Below are 18,026 nucleotides of genomic sequence, written 5' to 3' on the forward strand. Positions count from 1 at the left end.
TCTGATGTCAGATTTTGTTCACCTTCATAATCACACACACTACAGCTTACAGGACGGCGCCTGCACTGTTGATAGTTTAGTAATGGCTGCTAAAAAAAATGGGATGACTGCAGTCGCACTAACTGATCACGGTGTTATGTACGGCATCGCCGAGTTTTACAAGAAAGCGAAACAGGAAGGAATAAAACCTATTGTTGGTATGGAAGCTTACATTGTAAAGGATGGAAGCCGTTTCGACAGAGGCAAAGCAGATGAACTTAACGGAAGAAAAAAATCAAAACACTATAACCATTTAATACTTCTTGCAAAAAATAAAACCGGTTATAAAAATCTTGTTAAGCTTTCAACATTAGGACATACCGAAGGTTTTTATTACAAACCGAGAATTGATCTTGAACTTCTTAATCAATACAAAGAAGGATTAGTTTGCACAAGTGCTTGTGCGGGTGGTGTTGTATCCACTCATTTAATTAATAATGAATATGATAAAGCAAAACAAACCGCAATAACTTTTAAAGAAATGTTTGGTGATGATTTTTATCTCGAAGTGCAGGACCATAACATGGAAGTTGAAAAACCTGTGCTTGAAGGTATGCCTAAGTTATCTAAAGAACTCGGGATAAAGTTAGTCGCGACAAATGACTGCCACTACATCGAACCGGATCATGCAATTGCGCACAATATTCTTCTTCTTCTTTCAGATAAGAATGGAAATGATTATCGCCAGCTAAGGTATGGTACTGACCAGGTTTATTTTAAATCATCCGAAGAGATGAAAAAGCTTTTTAAAAAGTTTAAAGGCGCGATTGAAAATACTCTTGAGATAGAATCTAAGATAGACCTGCAGCTCGGGTTTGAAGGATATCATTTTCCTAACTATAAAATTCCGTCTGATTCAAACGCGAAAACATTAGATGAATATTTTGAACAACTTTCTAAAGAAGGACTATATAATAGAATAAAGAAGGTAACTACAGAAATTGAAGAACGTTTCGACTTTGAAATTGAAACAATTAAGAAGATGGGTTTTGCCGGTTACTTTTTGATTGTTCAGGACTTTATTAATTCCGCAAAGAAAATGAATGTACCTGTTGGTCCGGGAAGAGGCTCTGTTGCGGGAAGTCTTGTTGCTTACACGCTTGGTATCACAAATATAAACCCGCTTGAATATAATTTATTGTTTGAAAGATTTTTAAATCCATCACGTAAATCAATGCCCGATATAGATGTTGATTTTGCTGATGACAAACGTGGTGAAGTGATCGACTACGTTCGTAATAAGTATGGACAGAATTGTGTCAGCCAGATAATCACCTTTAACAGGCTCTCATCAAAAGCGGTTATAAGGGATGTTGCACGCGTTCTTAAAATTCCCATTCCAACTGTGAACAAGATCACAAAATTTATTCCTTCAAAGTTTGGTAAAGTTTATACAATTGAGCAATCGTTGAATGAAGTCCCTGAATTAAAATGGGTAAAAGATTCTAAAGATGAAGAAATCCAGAATCTGATCAAGTATGCAAAAGTGCTAGAAGGAATGAACCGGAATGCATCTAAACATGCTGCGGGTGTTGTTATAACTCCTGATGATGTGAGTAACTATGTTCCGCTTGCAAATGCTGTTTCGCAGACAGACATAGTCACTCAGTTCAATATGAAAGAGATTGAAAACGCGGGTCTGCTAAAGATGGATTTTCTCGGACTACGTACACTAACAATTATCCGTGATGCTCTTACACTAATCAAAAAAAATCATGGGGTTGAAATTGATATCGATTCAATTCCTCTTAATGATGAAAAAACATATCAGCTTTTTTCAAAAGGACAGACTACCGGAGTGTTCCAGTTTGAATCTGCCCCGATGCGTGAGTACCTGAAAAAACTGCGTCCGGCAAGTTTAAGTGATCTCGCAGCAATGAATGCTTTGTACCGCCCTGGTCCGATGGATTTTATTGATGACTTTATCGAGAGAAAACATGGTACAAAAGAAACAGTTTATCTTCATAATATTTTAGAGCCGATTCTCAAAGAGACCTACGGAATAATTGTTTACCAGGAACAGGTAATTCAGATTGCGAACAGAGTCGGCGGAATGAGTTTAGCCGATGCTGATATACTCCGCCGTGCTATGGGTAAAAAAGATCTTAACGCAATGAAAGAACAGAAAGAAAAATTCACTGCCGGTGCTGTTCAAAACGGAATAGCAAAAAAAATTGCTGAAGAGATTTTTGATTCGATAGACAAGTTTGCGAATTATGGTTTCAATAAAAGTCATGCGGTTGCTTATAGTTATGTTGCATATCAGACTGCTTATTTAAAAGCACATTTCACAGCAGAGTTTTTAGCTGCAAACCTTACAAACGAATTCGGCAACGCAAATAAAGTCGCAAACTTTCTTGAGGACTGCCGCAAACTAAAAATTGATGTGCTTCCGCCGGATGTAAATAATCCATCAGTTTACTTTGATGTTGAAGATGAAAAGATACGGTTCGGAATGTCTGCTATAAAAAATGTTGGTATCTCTGCTGTTGAAGAGATTATAAAAACAAGGCAATCACTGGAAAGAGATTTTAAAAGTATTTTTGATTTTTGTGGGAACACTGATAACAGGGTTGTTAATAAACGCGCGCTCGAAGGTCTTGTATATGCCGGCGCATTTGATTCAATAGAAAAGGTTCGTTCAAGATTATTCAATTCAATTGAAGAAGCACTTGAGTATGGACACAAAGTTCAGAATTCAAAACTTTCAGTTGAGAATAGTTTATTCGGTGGATTGGAAGAAGAAGTACAAATATCAGAACCTGCTTTAAGAAACTTTGAACCGTGGCCGTCAAAGTATAAACTTGCCAAAGAAAGAGAAGTAATCGGATTCTACATAACAGATCATCCGCTAAGAAAGTTTGAACTTGAGTATAAGTCTTTCACAACCGTTCATCTTGGTGAAACTGAAAGTCTTGAAAATGTTGATACGGTAAAAGCATGTGGAGTGATAACAAATCTTGATTCTAAAATTGATAAATCAGGTAAGACGATGGCGTTCTTTACACTTGATGATTTTTCAGGATCGTGCGAATGTTTGATGTTCTCAAAAACCTATGAACAATTTGGAAGATACATTGAAGAAGAAGAGTGTGTATTCATACTTGGCAAACCTGAAAGCAGCGGCGATGCAATTAAACTTCACATTGATAAAGTAATTCCACTATCAGATGTGCGTGATGCAATGACAGACAGCATAAGGATTGTAATAGATAAATCAAAAAACAAAGTTGAATGTATATCAGAATTAAAAAAAGTTTTTGAATCAAATCCCGGTAAGCTGCCGGTCTATTTAAAAGTCGGGAATAACGGTTCAAAAGGAACATTGTTTGAAGTAGGCGCATTCAGGGTAAATGCCGGTGATGTATTTATTAATTCAGTAAACAAAATTCTTGGGGAAGATTCGATAACTCTTTTTTCAAAAAAATAATATTGGTGTTGACAATTAAGGATTGAGAGCTTTAAATACTAAATCAAATTTTTTGTATAACTAACTTCAATTTTGTATTATTTGCCTCCGAATTTAACAACAAAGATGCAGACAAAGGTTTTTATAAAAGATGAATAACGAAAATCATAATTACTGGGCTTTAGTGCTTGGTGCATCATCAGGATTTGGTGAAGCCGCAGCAATAAAACTCGCTGAAGATGGATTCAATATTGTTGGTGTTCATTTGGATAGACAGGCAACAATGCCTCACGTTGAAGAAGTAATTTCAAAAATTAGATCACACAAAGTTGAGCATTTATTTTTTAACATTAACGCTGCTGATGAATACAAACGCAATGAAGTAATTGAAGAGCTAAAGAAAAAACTTGATAGTAATTCAAAAGTAAAAGTGCTTATGCACTCATTAGCGTTTGGTACACTTCGTCCTTTTATTCCAAAAGAAAATGAACAGGCACTCACCAAATCACAAATGGAAATGACACTTGATGTAATGGCGCATTCACTTGTTTACTGGACACAGGATCTAGTCGTAAATAATCTTCTGGCTGAGAAAGCAAGAATTTTTGCAATGACAAGTTCAGGCGGAACAACTGCCATTCCTTTCTACGGTGCAGTTTCAGCAGCCAAGGCAGCACTTGAAGCGCACGTACGTCAGCTATCAACAGAACTTGGACATATGCAGGTTGCAGTTAATTCCATTATGGCTGGAGTGACGGATACTCCGGCATTAAGAAAAATTCCAGGTAATGTTCCGATGATTGAAGTTGCACGAAGAAAAAATCCGAGAGCAAGATTAACCACACCTGAAGATGTTGCAAAAGTTATTTCGCTGATTTGTAAGGATGGCGGTGAATGGATTTCTGGCGGAGTGATTAATGCGGACGGTGGTGAGGATGTTGTAAATTTTGTGGGGCAGGGAACAAGCAAAGAAGAAACAGTAAATTTTTAAACAGAGGAGAAAAATGAAACCAGTTACAATTACAGATGACAATTTTGAGAGTGAAGTATTGAATTCTTCCGAACCGGTGTTAATAGATTTCTGGGCGACGTGGTGCGGTCCGTGCAAAATGATCGCTCCCATTGTTGAAGAACTTGCAGGTGAATACCAGGGTAAAGCTAAAATAGGTAAACTTGATGTTGATGAAAATCAGCAGACATCAATTAAATACGGAGTGAGAAGTATTCCTACAATATTAATTTTTAAAGACGGCAAACTTAAGGACACAATCATTGGTGCAGTGCCAAAGCCTCAAATAGTATCAAAGCTTAATGCAGCACTTTCCTGATTTAAAAAATATTAAAGAATCTCCATTGAAAAACGATTTACATATCAATGGAGATTTTCAATTCTAATAATTTCCTGTAAATGAAAAAAATTATTATAACTGACGCAGTCGACAAAAAGTGTGCAGATTTATTAACTGCTCAGGGTTTTGATGTTACCTTTAAACCGGGAATTAAACTCGATGACCTGAAAGAAATAATATCCGCTTATAACGCATTGATAGTAAGAAGCGAAACACAAGTCACTCCTGAATTAATTTCACTTATGAATAACATGGAAGTTATTGGAAGAGCAGGAACAGGTGTTGATAATATAAATGTTGATGCTGCCACAAGGAAAGGTATCCTTGTGATGAATACACCCGGCGGCAACACAATCTCCACTGCAGAACATACAATGGCTCTGATGCTGTCTATGTGCAGAAACATTGCTCAGGCAAATCAATCGATGAGAAGCGGTAAATGGGATAGAAAATCTTTTAAAGGAACTGAACTTCATAACAAAACGCTTGGCGTCATCGGTCTTGGAAAGATAGGAAGAGAAGTTGCCGTTAGATCAAAATCATTTGGAATGAAAGTGATAGGTTATGATCCTGTATTATCTGAAGATGTGGCTGCAAAATTAGGAATAGAATTATTTCCGCTTGAATTTCTCCTTTCAAAATCTGATATAATTACTGTTCACGTTCCGCTGACAGAAGAAACAAAATATTTATTGAATGAACAGACTCTCGCAAAATGTAAAAGGGGTGTAAAGATTATTAATTGTGCGAGAGGCGGAATAATAAATGAAGAAGCTCTGATCAATTCAATTGACAATGGAATTGTTTCATCGGCTGCATTTGATGTATATGAAACCGAGCCACCTGATTTAACGAACAAATTAATTCAGCATCCCAAAATTATTTGCACACCGCATCTGGGTGCATCAACAGATGAAGCTCAGGAAAAAGTAGCCGTGCAAATTGCTGAACAAATTATTCAACTGTTTAATGAACAATCAGCTGCGGGAATTGTCAATGCATCATTGATCGAGGCGGGTTTTAATAAGGATCTATCCCCATACTTTTTATTATCCGAAAAAATCGGAAGGCTGCAAAGTCAGTTATTGCGAAATCAACTAACGGGAATAAATATTACTTTCAACGGAGAGCTGTTGAGCAGTGCAGCTAACATCCTCACGTCAGCAGTGTTAAAAGGATTTTTACTTTCAAGAAGAACAGAAACTATTAACTATGTTAATGCACAATTGTTATCTTCGGAAATGGGAATAGATGTAACCGAAAAAAAATCTGTATCTCATGATGTTTATAAAAATTTAATTACAGTTGAGTGTACCACTACTTCCGGTACAAAAACTATAGCTGGTACTGTGTTTGGCAACAATGAATTGAGAATTGTTCAGATAGATGAATACAGGCTTGAACTAAATCCTGAAGGAAATCTTATAGTATATACAAACATTGATAAACCCGGTATGCTAGCAACAGTCGGTAAAGTTTTAGCTGATGCAAATATAAACATCGGAGGCTTGTCACTGGGAAGAATTAAAGCCGGTAAACAAGCATTGACAATAATAAATGTTGACAGTAAGCCTGAAGCAAACATTGTATCTGCTATTTCCTCCATCAACGGAGTTGAAGATGTATACGTGGTTGGCATTCATGATTAGCGGAAATAAATATCTCTTGACATTATTTAGGAAAAAAAGCTAATTCCGTGTGGAAAAATGATTTATAAAAAATACTTGACTAAAAATGATGGTTGTAGTATTTTGATTTAGCTCTTATAATTAACAATAATTTAATATCCGGTAAAGAAAGTTAATATTTTATTGTTGTACCATTTAAAAATTTTTATTTCAAAATCATTTCATTCATTAACAAAGGAGAGCATTATGCTAAGAAAACTTTCTATTTTGGTGCTGGTTGTACTTTTGGTTCCGGTAGTTTTAGTTGCACAGACTAATAACAAAAAGTTCACACCTAAAGCACCGATAGTTTTTCAAGAGCCGACTACTGTTTCAACTGATAATTTGGTAGGACCTGGCTTTTCAACTGCTTCTGCAAACTATACTGCAGTAGATACAATGGCAAATGCATTTGGTCCCGCAATTTCAACAATCAATCCATTAGCTTATGATCCACGTGCAGATGTTGTTGCAATGGTTCATAGGGGTAAATCAACTTATGCGCTTGGGTCAGGGCAATTGTGGTATAGCTTTTCGACTGATAGAGGAGCAACCTGGAACGTTAGACAGGGTCCTGTAAATACAGATCCAATTTTAGCAAGATACCCAAGTATGGCTATCTCAAATCCGACAAGCGGTGGACTTGATGCAACCACAGGCTTTTTTAGCTGGCCAGAATTAAATCCTGGTGCATTTGGAAACATTGGTTACGGTGCTGAACAACCAATTGGATCGAATGCTGCTTTTTCTGATACAATTGTTGGAAGCTATTCATCACAAGTTCCTTGTTGGGCTAGCCATAATTCAGCTTGGATGTTCTGGACTTCCGATAATCAAGTTGATGCTGGTATTGACATATGGCGCACACAGGACTTTGCAACAATTGAAAAAGCAACCATTCCTTCAGCAGCTTTTGTAGATGGCTCGAATATTACTTTAGGCGGCGCTTCTTTCAATGGTGTTGATGTTTTAGCTGTGCTTGGTACTTATGCTGATCCTGATCCGGGTAATCCAATTCAATTTGGCTGGTATCCTGGAATTTTTAAATCAACAGATAACGGAGCTACGTGGTCCAATCCGGAAGTTGTTGATTTCAGAACAATTCCTGCATTAAGTGCTTTCGATCAGCTTTTCGATTATGACCCGACAGCAGGAACAATAAGATTTGATGGCGATGTTCATATGGATGCGAATGGTCATGTACATTTGTTATTAGGTGTAACTGATACAAACGCAGTTGTTGACGCTATTGTCGATATATTCGAGACCGGTTCAGGATGGGATGCAACAATTGTTGACCAGGGTGGATTTGATATTGCACCTTATGCATTAGGTCCTGGATTAGGACAGATGGGTTATTCATGCTATCTCTCATTCAACGAAGCAAGAAACGTAATGGCTGCACAGTGGACAAAGATCGATGGCGGCGAATGGTGTGATGTTTACTTTGCTTATAAAGGATTGGATGCTGATACATGGTCAACTCCGCAAAACTTAACTGAATCACCATCTCAGAATAACACCCAGAATCACTTTGCACCATTTCTATATGATGATGGTAGTGATAACTATACAGCATTTAGCATGTATGGTTATGTAGCTGGAGCTACTGGTCCTTATGGTGACACAACAACAGCAACTGTATACTATATAGCTCCTGTTCCTTTTACAGGCGTTGGTGTTGGCGATGGACAAAATGTAGTTAATTCTTTCAAACTTGATCAGAATTATCCAAACCCATTCAACCCATCAACATCAATTACTTATTCAATTGCTGAAAGAAGCAATGTTTCAATAAAAGTTTATGATGTTTTGGGTAAAGAAGTCGCTACTTTGATAAATACAACTCAGGATGCTGGAGAACATTCAATTAATTTTGATGCTTCTAATCTTGCATCAGGATTGTATATCTATACTTTGAAATCTGGTAATTTCACCAGTTCAAAGAAAATGATGTTACTAAAATAAATTTACTCAATATGCTCTTTGTAAGTTAAATCCGGTAGCTGTCAAGAGATTGGCAGCTACCTTTTTAATTATAAGACCAGAAGGAAAAATTCCTTAAACAAAAAATGTACTATTATTAAATGAGGTATGAGATGCGGTTAAAATTTAAGGAGATATTTATTGGTCTCTTTATAGCAGGAATTGGTTTAACAATATACGGATGTATTGAAGAACCAACAATCGAACCTGTAAAAAGACCATTCTCCGAAATCAGGGTTGTTAACCTCTCTAACAATGTTGATAACATGAGGGTGGTTATTGATAATGCACAACCTGTGAGTGCATTGAATTCACTTCCTATAACAGGAAGAACGCCATATTTTGAACTCAAGTCTGGCGTAAGAAATTTTAAAGTTTATAATCAGAGCAACGATTTAGTTTTTGAGAAAGATATTACAGTAATATCTTATGACAGAACAACGATCATCTTTGCCGGTTATTTTGAAATGCCTGGTTCAGAGGCAAATACATTTACAAATTTTGAAGTCTCTGAAGGTGAAGTGCTTCAAAGCAGTGCCCCGGCAGCAGGTAGGATGAATGTTTATATTGTAAACACTGCAGCTCCGGTTGATACATTTGAGGCGGATGAGTTCACCATAAAAGCAACTTACACAATTACTGGTGGTTCACCTCAGGATACTACTTACGAAAGTACTACTGATGTAAATGAGAATCCGGTTGCACTGGGTAAATCCTATTCAATTGGGAATGCTAGTCCTGGTGATTATTTATTCCATATGGTTTCTAATGCCGATACATCAAATACCATAGATACCCAGCCCTTGAGTCTTAATGCTGGGTTCAGATATTATTTATATATCCATGGAAACCCGAATTCTATTCAGTTCTTCCTCGATGAAGTTGTTCCACAGCCAACTCGTAGTAAATAACTGAATACAAAAAGGAGATGAAGATATGAAAAATAGATTTACAGTAATTATGCTTATTCTCTTCGTTGCCGTCTTTGCATTTGTTGTTAATGCACAGACCGGTAAAGTAGTGGGAAAAGTTACAGACCTCGAAACCGGGGAAGCTCTGATTGGAGCAAACGTTATAATCTCTGGAACCAACTTTGGTGCGGCGACAAACCTAGACGGTAACTTTATCATATTAAATGTGCCGCCAGGAAATTATACTTTAGTTGGAAAGTACATCGGGTACAAGGATATAACACAATCAAACATCGTTGTATCCGCAGGCATAACAACGGACATTAATTTTAAACTTCCGTCAGAGACTTATATAACTGACGAAGTAGTAATTGTCGCCAAAAAAGATCTTATTAATAAAAACGTCACCAACTCAAACACCATTATAACACCCGAGGAAATGGAAAACCTTCCTGTTCGTGGTGTAAACTCAGTTGTAAGTACTCAAACCGGAGTTGTTAATCAGGATGGAAACTTATACGTGCGTGGTAGCCGTTCAGATCAAGTTGCTTTTTATGTGGATGGTGTACTTGTAAACGATCCCGTGTTTGGTGGTGCCAGAACATTAGGCATTTTTAATGCTGTACAGGAAATTCAGTTCCAGGCTGGTGGATATTCTGCTGAATTTGGTGGTGCTAATGCCGGTATTATTTCAACAACCTCTAAAATAGGAACTGAAAAATATCAGTTTAGTTTTGAGGGCATCACTGATAATTTTGTACAGGTCGGAAATAAATTTCTTGGTACATATAGCTATGGTTATAGCGAATATGCATTTACTGCTGGCGGTCCAATTACTCCGGAATATAAAAACTTAAGATTCTTTATTGCCGGTAACAATGTGTACAACAGGACACCCGTTAACTGGTACAGAGGAGCTAACTTCCCGGGCTTATATGATCCAGACAGAAAAGCGGCATATGATTTAGCAGTCGCAAGCGGAAGTTCAAATCCAGGTACTGTTGATACAATAGATTTTATTTATCCTGCAGGATATTTACTGAATAGCGGACAAAACACATATAACCTTCAGGGAAATTTGTATTGGGATTTGAATCCATTCACAATTAGACTTAATGGATCATTTCGCTATACAGAAGGAAGAAATGGAAGGGTTCTATTAACCCACAGAACATCAGACAGAGCTGGCTATAATGAAGGTCAGACCATCACTTCAAGTTTGAAGATTACACAAGTATTAAGCGACAAAGCTTTTTATGATGTAATATTCAATTATTTTGATGACTATAATGTCAATATGGACCCGATTTTCAAACATAATGTAGCTGCTTATGGCGATTCTGTCGAAAATGCAAAAGTAGGTACTACTTTACGGTCCGACGGTCAATTCCCAACATCAATTGTTATTTATGGTAACAGTTTTACACGCAGTGTAGTACCATTTAATAACTATACAAAAAACAGATCAAGAAATATGGGTGGAACATTAAACCTTCTTTATCAAATTGGTCAGCATCATGAATTAAAGACAGGTGGTGATTTTAAATACTTTACGATTCGCAGATATTCAGTGGCTCCTGTGAGTACAGTCAATCTCGCGAGATCACAACCTGAAGCCGAATACTATGATCTTTATAACAGACCCGATAATTATGGATATGATGAAGTTGGTAACTTAATAGATAGTGGTATTAATGGTCCGAAGCATCCGGTATTTGCTGGATACTATATCCAGGACAAAATGGAGTTTTCTGATCTTATTGTAAATTTCGGTTTACGATTGGATTACATCGATACAGATGGTCAAAGATTCAAAGACCCAAGCAAAATTAAATTTCTCGAAGGCGATGTTTTAGATCCGGATGGATTAGAGGATGTCCCTGTATTTTCACAAATAAGTCCACGACTTGGGTTCTCATTCCCGGTAACTGATAAAACTGTTTTTCATGCTCAATATGGAAAGTTTGTTCAACAATCCAGATTAAGAGATATTTATCAGGGATATAATCTGGTAGCCGATAATATTAAAGGTGGTTTTGCGATCCAGAATCCAGTAGGGTTTGGATTGACACCTGAAAGAACAACTCAGTATGAAATAGGTTTCAAACAGCAAATAGGTGAAATTTTTGCTTTTGATCTTACTGGCTTCTATAAAGACATTAAAGATCAAATTCAAATACGGTCAGTATTTGCCGATCCTTCAGCCAACCATAGACAATATTATGCGTTTGTAAACGGGGATTTTGCAACGGTAAAAGGTATTGAGTTCAAATTTGATCTCAGAAGAACCGAACGTATTTCCGCAACATTTGACTATACATATTCTGACGCTCAAGGCACTGGATCTAATCCATCCTCAAGCTTCAGACAGATATGGCAAAGTCCAACATCGACGCCGTTTTTTCCACAACAAATTGCACCATTGGATTTTAACAGAGCACATAGTGGTTTTGTAAATTTTGACTACAGATTTGCTTCGGATGATGGTCCTACATTATTTGGAGCGAAGATTCTTGAAAACTTTGGAGCCAATTTGTTGATATCTTTCACAAGTGGATTTAATTATACTCGGTGGGATGATGATAGTTATGGTAACCGACGCAACCCAACTGAACCTTTAAATTCATCAACAACCCCGTTCTCGTTCCAATTAGATGCAAAGGTTGATAAATCTTTCAACATTGGTCCGCTTGAAGCAAATGTTTATTTGTGGGTAATTAATTTACTAAACACTCAAAATGCTGAGGCTGTCTTTAATGTAACAGGCGACCCATATGATGATGGTTACCTTTCAAGTCCACAGGGTAGTCTGCTGGTTCAATCTTACAGAACAAAGTTTGGTGAAGAGGTTGCGAATCAATACCAGGATATTTATCGCACACTAACCTATGATGCAACAAGTTTTGGACCACCAAGGCAGGTGAGATTAGGTGTAAGGCTAAATTATTAACCGTTGGATCTTACGTTAATAAAATTATGGAGATTAAAATGAATAAAAAAATTATCGGCTTATTGATGACATTTATTGTTATTGTAAGTCTGCTTTCTCTTGGTTTCAAAGGGGAAGACAAAAATAAACAATTACAAAAAGCTGGCACTAATGATAACTACGAATATATTGCTATCAATCAAGTGCTTATGTGGGTTTCGAATAATGGGGATGGATCTCATGACCCAAGAACGGATGGAAATGGATTTTATTGGCCTGGTGGTATTAACGCTCAGAAAAGTGCCATTTTTGAGGATGGTTTGATTTTCGGCGCTAAAGTTGGCCGAGAAATTCGAGTCAATGGTAATACCCATAGACAAGGTTTGCAGGCTGGTAAAATATTATCAAGCGGAACGCCTGATGATCCTTCTCTTGATAGATATAGGGTCTTTAAAATCAGAAAAGGCTGGGAACTTCTACCGCCTGGACCGGAAAAAGATGAGTATGAAAGAGATTATAATGAATGGCCAATTGAAGATGGTGCACCATGGGTTGATATTGATGGCGATGGTTTATTTACTCGTGGTGTAGATCAACCTGAGTTTGTGGGTGACGAAGTACTATGGTATGTTTCAAATGATATGGACCCAGCTAGATCGACTTTTACGTATGGTACATTACCTATGGGACTTGAATTCCAAACAACCATATTCGGTTTTAATAGAACCGGTGCACTTGGTGATATGGTATTTAAAAAATACAAAGTTATAAACAAAGGCGGTAATACATTAAAGGATGTAATCTTTGCGTACTGGTCTGACACTGATCTTGGTGATGCTGCAGATGATTTTACGGGCTGTGATACCGCACTAAGTTTGGGATATACATATAACAGCGATAACGATGATGGTGGCGGAGCCGGAGCTACTTATGGATCTTCACCTCCAGCAATTGGTTATGATTTTTTCCAGGGCCCAATAGTTGAAGGTAACCCGAATGACAGCGCAAAATTTGACGGCAAATGGATCCATGGCTTTAGAAATTTACCAATGACCGCATTTGCATTCTATATTAATGGCGACAACGTTTACAGAGATCCCCAGCAAGGTGTTCCGACTGGCTCAATAGAGTTTTATTATTACTTGCAGGGCTATGTCTGGGATGGCACTGAATTCACTGATCCTCATACTGGATTACCTACTCGGCTTTGCTTAACAGGAGATCCCGTTGGCAGAACCGGTTGGTATGAGGGAGATGGATGGCCGGGAGGCAAGCCAGCGGGGGATAGAAGACATCTTATGGCATCCGGTCCATTTGAAATGGCGCCCGGCGATACTCAAGAAATTGTTGTAGGATTAGTGATAGCGAGAGGATCTAGCAATATAAATAGTATAACAGCTCTTAAAACAAAAGATGTTGCTGCCCAGATTGCATATGATCTTGATTTTAATTTAACACCATCACCACAACCTCCTGCAACTCATTCAATTTCTTCGACAAGAGCATTGACATTATGGTGGGAAACAAATAGTGAAAGCTATGATGAAGGTGACCCATTAATTTATAATCAAGGATTTAGTGATACTACGTACACATTCCAGGGGTATAGAGTATGGCAGTATAGAGATCTAGCCGGCACTGACCCAGTACTCCTCGATGTTTCCGATATTGATGATGGCGTAAACCAATTTATGGGAGTAATGACGGTTAATGGTGTTGATGTCATCGTACCCCTGATAACAGGTCCTGACAACGGGGTAAAACGATTCATCAATATCACTCAGGATGCTTATACAAATGGAGCATTGTTTGATGGCAATCCTTATTATTTTGCCATAACTGCATTTGGATATTCTGAAAATAGTTCACCAACTTTTCTTGAGAGCACTCCTGTAATAGTAGAAGTCTTTCCTGGCAGACCAGCAATTGATGTTAGCTATCCATATCTATCAGGAGATGAGATAGTGTTAAACAAAGTTGGCGGTTCCGGTGATGGAAGAGTCAAGTTACAGATCATTGATCCTTCTGCACTTACCGGTCATGAATACGAAGTTCCAATGATATCTACAAGCGGTGGTCTTCGATATTCATTAGTTGACAAAACATCAGGTGATACACTAATAAAAGAAAGCAATGATTTTTCAGCCGAGGCTACATATAAAGAAATAAGAGATGGTTTTGTTGTCATAGTTGAAAATATCGGTAGAGACTCACTTGGTAGTGCTTCAAGTAAAATAAGAAGTATTCGAGAAGTAAAAGGTCCAGGTGGCATTGATCTTTCAGATGGTCCATTTGTATTTGACAGATCTAATTCAACTAATCAATGGCAGATTAAAGCCAGAAAATTTGCTGATAACACACCAGGAACAATTGATGACATTAATTATTTGAGTAATATTGGTGATGATGATTATGAAATCAGATTCACCGCAGGTGGTAGTGAATATTATACTACAGGCTATACTCCAATTAGTCCAACTTTAAGAGATAATCCAAAAGGAAAAAATAGAGTTCCTTTTGAGATATGGAATATTGGAAGAGATCCTGGAGATGTTCCGGAACGATTGATAATAAAAACTCTCGATAATGGAGTTGTTGCTCCTAGAGATACATCATGGAATCAGGATCCTGCAACAAATACGTGGGAAAGCATTTTTGCCTATACTCCTACAACACCTTACAGCGAACCACTTCCAAATATGTCTGGTGCTTCCGTCTCAGGTAACCACCGCATAGGAAATCTATCTATTGTTGGTTCATTGCCAGCTGAAGGAACTGTCATCAGGATCAGAACCTGGCGTCAATTAGGATCAGGTGATGTTTTCACTGGTATTGTCAAAGCTCCGGAAGTTGGAACACAAATTGCAAAAACAAATATTGAAGATATAAGTGTCTTTCCAAATCCGTACTTTGGTGCAAATAATCTTGAAAGAGATAAATACCAGAGATTTATGAGATTTACGAATTTGCCTTCTAATGTTACCATCAGAATCTTTTCTTTGTCTGGCGTTTTCATTCAGACACTAACAAAGAATAGTACAAATCAATATCTTGATTGGAACCTTAGAAACAGGGATGGTCTTCCTATTGCCAGTGGAATCTATCTTGCATATCTCGATATGCCAGGAGTCGGTACAAAAGTAATGAAACTGGCTGTTATTATGGAGACACAATACATTGACAGGTTATAAAATAGAGGGAGAATTAGCCCTCTCTATTTTAATAAAATTTTAAAAGGAGATAAAAGATGTTTTACAACTTTACAAAAATCCTAAAAATATCCCTGTTATCACTTCTATTGGTGGTTGAGGTATTTGCAGGAGGAGGAAAACGAAATGGAACAGCTGGTGCTCAGGAATTATTAATTCCTATCGGCGCCAGAGGTTTAGCATTGAATGGTGCCTATATAGCTGGACTAGAGGGCATCGAGTCTATTTATTATAACCCGGCTGGTGTTGGGTTTAGCAAAAACAGCACAGAAGCGATGTTCTCGCATATGAACTATATCGCCGATATTGGCTTCTCATTTGCAGCAGTTACATCAAATTTCGAAGGCTTCGGTACACTTGGATTCAGTGTTCGTACACTTGAATTCGGGGATATACCGGTCACAACAGAAGAGAACCCATACGGTACTGGCGCTACATTTTCACCGACTTTTGTTACTTTAGGAATAACATATGCAAATGCTCTGACTGATCGGATTAGAGTTGGTTTGAATGTTAATCTTGTAACTGAAAAAATTATGAGAACCAGCGCTACCGGTGTATCGTTTGATGTTGGAGTTCAGTATAACGGAATTGCCGAAGTTGATGGATTAAAATTAGGTATTGTACTAAAGAATTTTGGACCTCAGATGAAATTCAGCGGACCTGATCTGATTCGAACAGCAAACGATCAGTATAGCCTTCGAGGTGAACAATTTTATGTAATTGATGCTGCGACATTCGAATTACCATCGCAATTAGAATTAGGTTTGGCTTATGAGAGAAGATTTGAACAGGATTACAAAATCATTCTTGCCTCATCATTTCAGAACAATAACTTTTCAAATGATGAGTATAAGCTTGCAGGTGAATTTGCTTTTCAGGATATGGTTTTCTTGAGAGGCGGATATTCCTATGCACCTGAAGCTGAAACTGATCAAGAAACTATTTTTGGTCCGACGTTCGGTGCCGGGTTTAACGTAAATGCAGGAATCGATGTTACAGTCGATTATGCTTACCGTTGGGCTAGGTACTTTGATGCTAATCATATGTTTGCAATTAAACTTGGTTTTTAATATTAACGGTACAAAGAAAATAAAGGCTGGGTTACACCAGCCTTTTTTATTAAGATTATGAAAAAGATATTATACATTACCTTACTGCTGAGTTACAATTTATTCTCACAGAGTTTATTTAAAGTTGACTTTGACTATTCCAGATTTAACTACGATGAGAAAAATGGTTTTCTTGAAATTTATTATTCCTTCTTTATTCCCAGCATGGCAATATCGACAGTGGATTCTTCACAAACTGTCAGAGGAATACTTCAGGTCAATATTTCAGATATTAACGGTAATTCGTTTGTTAATCAACCGTATCAATTCAACAATGAGATTAAAAATGATTCAGGACAGGAGGGACAAAAGAAACTGACAGGATCCCTGGGTTTCATTCTTCCATTCGGAAAATATTTTTGTTATTTAAAAGCCGCAGATGGTATTGATACAACAAGAGTTGATACAATTTCGTTCGAGGTAAATTTGCAGAGTCCTCCATCTGAATATTTTTCCATGAGTGACCTTCAACTTGCTTCTTCAATCAAGGAAAGTAATAATACTGGTTCTGTATTTTACAAAAATACTTATGAGGTTATTCCAAATGCCAGCGGAATATTTGGTGAACAACTTCCCATTGTATTTTTTTATTCTGAATTATACAATACTAACGTAGATGTCAGGGCTGAACATCTACTGGTTGAACATTTATTGCTTAACGCAGGGAATCAATTAATTCAAAAGAAAACAAAAAGATTACCAAGGAAGACCAGCTCCATTGTGGAGGTCGGCGCAATAAACATTACAAAACTGCCAACTGGCACCTATAATATTGTGCTTTCGGTACGTGATAGTATAAAAAATGTTGCGGTATATGCTACTAAAAAACTTTTTATTTATAATCCATCTGTGGTGGATACTTCATCTTTTGTAATTACGGATCAAGGCGCCAGTATGAGTGAATTTGCAGTTATGTCAGATGAAGAATTGGATGATGCCTTTGGGTATTCAAGGTACATTGCAACTGATAAGGAAATTGATCAATGGAAGTCACTAACAAATTCTGAAGGTAAAAAAACTTTCCTGTATAATTTTTGGAAGGGGAGGGATTCTGATCCCTCTACGCCGGGTAATGAATTTAAAAAAGAATATGACAGAAGAGTAATAACAGCAAATCAGGAATTCGCAACTATTCAAAAAAAAGGATGGAAAACGGACAGAGGCAAGGTATTTATTTCTGTGGGCAAGCCTAGTGAGATTGAACGTTATCCCAACCAAACAGACACTAAGCCATACGAAATTTGGCATTACAATGAAATTGAAGGCGGGGTAATATTTGTCTTCACTGATTTGACAGGTTTTTCGGATTATCAACTCATACATTCAACAATGAGAGGTGAATTACGGGATGATAATTGGATGAGACGAATAATGATCCAATAGTTTTTTCTTTTTCATTTAACGGGAGGATCTAA

General features: G+C 37.3%; 10 protein-coding genes. All 10 read left to right on the plus strand.

Going from position 1 to position 18,026, the window contains the following annotated elements; translation table 11 throughout:
• Positions 1 to 4 precede the first annotated feature (4 nt).
• The 10 genes from dnaE (at position 5) to IPM56_02705 (ending at position 17,994) form a co-directional block, all read left to right on the plus strand.
• Positions 5 to 3,469, plus strand: coding sequence for a DNA polymerase III subunit alpha (dnaE, locus tag IPM56_02660; GenBank protein ID QQS36873.1), 3,465 nt, complete (start codon positions 5 to 7; stop codon positions 3,467 to 3,469).
• Positions 3,470 to 3,599: 130 nt separating this feature from the next.
• Positions 3,600 to 4,439, plus strand: coding sequence for an SDR family oxidoreductase (locus tag IPM56_02665; protein ID QQS36874.1), 840 nt, complete (start codon positions 3,600 to 3,602; stop codon positions 4,437 to 4,439).
• 13 nt (positions 4,440 to 4,452) lie between these two features.
• Positions 4,453 to 4,776, plus strand: a complete 324-nt coding sequence (trxA, locus tag IPM56_02670; GenBank protein QQS36875.1) for a thioredoxin — start codon at positions 4,453 to 4,455, stop codon at positions 4,774 to 4,776.
• An 80-nt stretch (positions 4,777 to 4,856) separates the two neighbouring features.
• On the plus strand, positions 4,857 to 6,446 hold the full coding sequence (locus IPM56_02675) for a phosphoglycerate dehydrogenase (GenBank protein QQS36876.1): 1,590 nt from the start codon (positions 4,857 to 4,859) through the stop codon (positions 6,444 to 6,446).
• Between the two features lie 225 nt (positions 6,447 to 6,671).
• Positions 6,672 to 8,432: a T9SS type A sorting domain-containing protein gene (locus IPM56_02680; GenBank protein QQS36877.1), complete on the plus strand. Its 1,761-nt coding sequence runs from the start codon at positions 6,672 to 6,674 to the stop codon at positions 8,430 to 8,432.
• A 131-nt stretch (positions 8,433 to 8,563) separates the two neighbouring features.
• Positions 8,564 to 9,361 (plus strand): DUF4397 domain-containing protein, encoded by a 798-nt coding sequence (locus IPM56_02685; protein QQS36878.1) that lies wholly within the window; start codon positions 8,564 to 8,566, stop codon positions 9,359 to 9,361.
• A gap of 25 nt (positions 9,362 to 9,386) precedes the next feature.
• Positions 9,387 to 12,311, plus strand: a complete 2,925-nt coding sequence (locus IPM56_02690) for a TonB-dependent receptor (GenBank protein ID QQS36879.1) — start codon at positions 9,387 to 9,389, stop codon at positions 12,309 to 12,311.
• Between the two features lie 38 nt (positions 12,312 to 12,349).
• Positions 12,350 to 15,481 carry a T9SS type A sorting domain-containing protein gene (locus IPM56_02695; GenBank protein QQS36880.1) on the plus strand — a complete coding sequence of 1,044 codons (3,132 nt, stop codon included), beginning with the start codon at positions 12,350 to 12,352 and terminating at the stop codon, positions 15,479 to 15,481.
• Between the two features lie 56 nt (positions 15,482 to 15,537).
• Positions 15,538 to 16,572, plus strand: a complete 1,035-nt coding sequence (locus IPM56_02700; protein QQS36881.1) for a PorV/PorQ family protein — start codon at positions 15,538 to 15,540, stop codon at positions 16,570 to 16,572.
• A gap of 57 nt (positions 16,573 to 16,629) precedes the next feature.
• A complete protein-coding gene (locus IPM56_02705) occupies positions 16,630 to 17,994 on the plus strand; it encodes a GWxTD domain-containing protein (protein ID QQS36882.1) in 1,365 nt (454 codons plus the stop codon).
• Positions 17,995 to 18,026: the final 32 nt, after the last annotated feature.

This window comes from Ignavibacteriales bacterium (assembly GCA_016700155.1).
Taxonomy (GTDB): Bacteria; Bacteroidota; Ignavibacteria; order Ignavibacteriales; family Ignavibacteriaceae.

What these genes read in the sequence shown, in the direction of transcription:
- dnaE (QQS36873.1), top strand. Translation starts at nt 5, where the DNA reads ATGTCAGATTTTGTTCACCTTCATAATCACACACACTACAGCTTACAG.
- IPM56_02665 (QQS36874.1), top strand. Translation starts at nt 3,600, where the DNA reads ATGAATAACGAAAATCATAATTACTGGGCTTTAGTGCTTGGTGCATCA.
- trxA (QQS36875.1), top strand. Translation starts at nt 4,453, where the DNA reads ATGAAACCAGTTACAATTACAGATGACAATTTTGAGAGTGAAGTATTG.
- IPM56_02675 (QQS36876.1), top strand. Translation starts at nt 4,857, where the DNA reads ATGAAAAAAATTATTATAACTGACGCAGTCGACAAAAAGTGTGCAGAT.
- IPM56_02680 (QQS36877.1), top strand. Translation starts at nt 6,672, where the DNA reads ATGCTAAGAAAACTTTCTATTTTGGTGCTGGTTGTACTTTTGGTTCCG.
- IPM56_02685 (QQS36878.1), top strand. Translation starts at nt 8,564, where the DNA reads ATGCGGTTAAAATTTAAGGAGATATTTATTGGTCTCTTTATAGCAGGA.
- IPM56_02690 (QQS36879.1), top strand. Translation starts at nt 9,387, where the DNA reads ATGAAAAATAGATTTACAGTAATTATGCTTATTCTCTTCGTTGCCGTC.
- IPM56_02695 (QQS36880.1), top strand. Translation starts at nt 12,350, where the DNA reads ATGAATAAAAAAATTATCGGCTTATTGATGACATTTATTGTTATTGTA.
- IPM56_02700 (QQS36881.1), top strand. Translation starts at nt 15,538, where the DNA reads ATGTTTTACAACTTTACAAAAATCCTAAAAATATCCCTGTTATCACTT.
- IPM56_02705 (QQS36882.1), top strand. Translation starts at nt 16,630, where the DNA reads ATGAAAAAGATATTATACATTACCTTACTGCTGAGTTACAATTTATTC.